The organism is Burkholderia sp. GbtcB21 (genome assembly GCF_019091065.1).
GTDB classification, from domain to species: Bacteria; Pseudomonadota; Gammaproteobacteria; order Burkholderiales; family Burkholderiaceae; genus Burkholderia; species Burkholderia pyrrocinia_C.
In genome coordinates this window covers 1-233 of sequence record NZ_JAGXKA010000512.1, presented here as the reverse complement: position 1 = coordinate 233, position 233 = coordinate 1, and the positions used below count along the sequence as shown (strand labels likewise).

Sequence of the window (233 nt, the reverse complement as noted above, 5' to 3'; positions counted from 1 at the left end):
CCACCGCGACGGGCGTGTTGAAGTCGACGTTCATCGCGGCCGCGAAACGCTGCGCATGCGGCTCGTTCCAGTCGAGCGCGGGCGTGTCGGCCTCGACATCCTTCAGCGCGGTATAGTGACGCGTGAGCGACGCGCGCGCATCGTCGTGAGGCACGTCGCTGTAGTTGGGCGGCGACCGGTAGTGCATGCGCACGAAGAAGAAGCGCACGTCTTCGGCGTAGGACCGCTCGAGC

1 pseudogene is annotated in these 233 nt (G+C 67.0%); it reads right to left on the bottom strand.

Going from position 1 to position 233, the window contains the following annotated elements:
- Window positions 1–233 (bottom strand): annotated as a pseudogene (locus tag KVT39_RS37510) (cysteine--tRNA ligase); the annotation flags it as partial.